Annotated in this window: 1 rRNA gene; it reads left to right on the top strand. The window is 57.7% G+C overall.

Features of this window, described 5'->3' with window-relative positions:
* Positions 1-232 precede the first annotated feature (232 nt).
* Positions 233-2,278: ribosomal RNA gene (locus ACFRMN_RS38625) — 23S ribosomal RNA — on the top strand; the annotation flags it as partial.

Here is a 2,278-nt window from a genome sequence, read left to right as displayed (position 1 = left end):
GCTCATGGGTGGAACGTTGACTACTCGGCACGTTCGGTTTCTTCCTGTTAGTACTGCTTCGGCGTGGAACACAGTGGGGAGGTTGGACGGGTCGGGCACGCTGTTGGGTATCTGAAGGTGCGAGCGCTGCTCGCCCTTCGTGGTGCCGGCCCCAGTGAACTCGCCTGTACAGGGTGGGGTGGTGGGTGGCTGGTCGTTGTTTGAGAACTGCACAGTGGACGCGAGCATCTGTGGCCAAGTTTTTAAGGGCGCACGGTGGATGCCTTGGTACCAGGAACCGATGAAGGACGTGGGAGGCCGCGATAGGCCCCGGGGAGCTGTCAACCGAGCTTTGATCCGGGGGTGTCCGAATGGGGAAACCCGGCAGTCGTCATGGGCTGTCACCCGCTGCTGAACACATAGGCAGTGTGGAGGGAACGAGGGGAAGTGAAACATCTCAGTACCCTCAGGAAGAGAAAACAACCGTGATTCCGGGAGTAGTGGCGAGCGAAACCGGATGAGGCCAAACCGTATGCGTGTGATACCCGGCAGGGGTTGCGCATGCGGGGTTGTGGGAGTTCTCTTGATCGGTCTGCCGGCCGGTCGGCGAGTCAGAAACCGTATGGGTAGGCGAAGGACATGCGAAAGGTCCGGCGTAGAGGGTAAGACCCCCGTAGCTGAAATCTGTACGGCTCGTTTGAGAATCACCCAAGTAGCACGGGGCCCGAGAAATCCCGTGTGAATCTGGCGGGACCACCCGCTAAGCCTAAATATTCCCTGGTGACCGATAGCGGATAGTACCGTGAGGGAATGGTGAAAAGTACCGCGGGAGCGGAGTGAAATAGTACCTGAAACCGTGTGCCTACAAGCCGTGGGAGCGTCGCTGGCAGTACTTGTGCTGTCAGTCGTGACTGCGTGCCTTTTGAAGAATGAGCCTGCGAGTTTGCGGTGTGTTGCGAGGTTAACCCGTGTGGGGAAGCCGTAGCGAAAGCGAGTCCGAATAGGGCGGTTTAGTAGCGCGCTCAAGACCCGAAGCGGAGTGATCTAGCCATGGGCAGGTTGAAGCGGAGGTAAGACTTCGTGGAGGACCGAACCCACCAGGGTTGAAAACCTGGGGGATGACCTGTGGTTAGGGGTGAAAGGCCAATCAAACTCCGTGATAGCTGGTTCTCCCCGAAATGCATTTAGGTGCAGCGTCGTGTGTTTCTTGCCGGAGGTAGAGCACTGGATAGGCGATGGGCCCTACCGGGTTACTGACCTTAGCCAAACTCCGAATGCCGGTAAGTGAGAGCGCGGCAGTGAGACTGTGGGGGATAAGCTCCATGGTCGAGAGGGAAACAGCCCAGAGCATCGACTAAGGCCCCTAAGCGTACGCTAAGTGGGAAAGGATGTGGAGTCGCAGAGACAACCAGGAGGTTGGCTTAGAAGCAGCCATCCTTGAAAGAGTGCGTAATAGCTCACTGGTCAAGTGATTCCGCGCCGACAATGTAGCGGGGCTCAAGCGTACCGCCGAAGTCGTGTCATTGCAGTACATACCCCCAACGGGGACTGTGATGGGTAGGGGAGCGTCGTGTGCCGGGTGAAGCAGCAGCGGAAGCTAGTTGTGGACGGTTCACGAGTGAGAATGCAGGCATGAGTAGCGATACACACGTGGGAAACGTGTGCGCCGATTGACTAAGGGTTCCTGGGTCAAGCTGATCTGCCCAGGGTAAGTCGGGACCTAAGGCGAGGCCGACAGGCGTAGTCGATGGACAACCGGTTGATATTCCGGTACCCGCTTTGGAACGCCCAGTATCGAATCAGACGATGCTAAGCCCGTGAAGCCGTTCCGGACCCTTCGGGGAATGGAAAGTGGTGGAGCCGGTGACCCGGATCTGTAGTAGGTAAGCGATGGGGTGACGCAGGAAGGTAGTCCAGCCCGGGCGGTGGTTGTCCCGGGGTAAGGGTGTAGGCCGTGCGGTAGGTAAATCCGTCGCACTTTAAGGCTGAGACCTGATGCCGAGCCGATTGTGGTGAAGTGGATGATCCTATGCTGTCGAGAAAAGCCTCTAGCGAGTTTCATGGCGGCCCGTACCCTAAACCGACTCAGGTGGTCAGGTAGAGAATACCGAGGCGTTCGGGTGAACTATGGTTAAGGAACTCGGCAAAATGCCCCCGTAACTTCGGGAGAAGGGGGGCCACACTGGGTGATGGGATTTACTCCTTGAGCTTGGGGTGGCCGCAGAGACCAGCGAGAAGCGACTGTTTACTAAAAACACAGGTCCGTGCGAAGCCGTAAGGCGATGTATACGGACTGACG

Source organism: Streptomyces sp. NPDC056835, assembly GCF_042789485.1.
Classification (GTDB): Bacteria; Actinomycetota; Actinomycetes; order Streptomycetales; family Streptomycetaceae; genus Streptomyces.
This window is presented reverse-complemented; position numbering and strand designations above follow the sequence as displayed.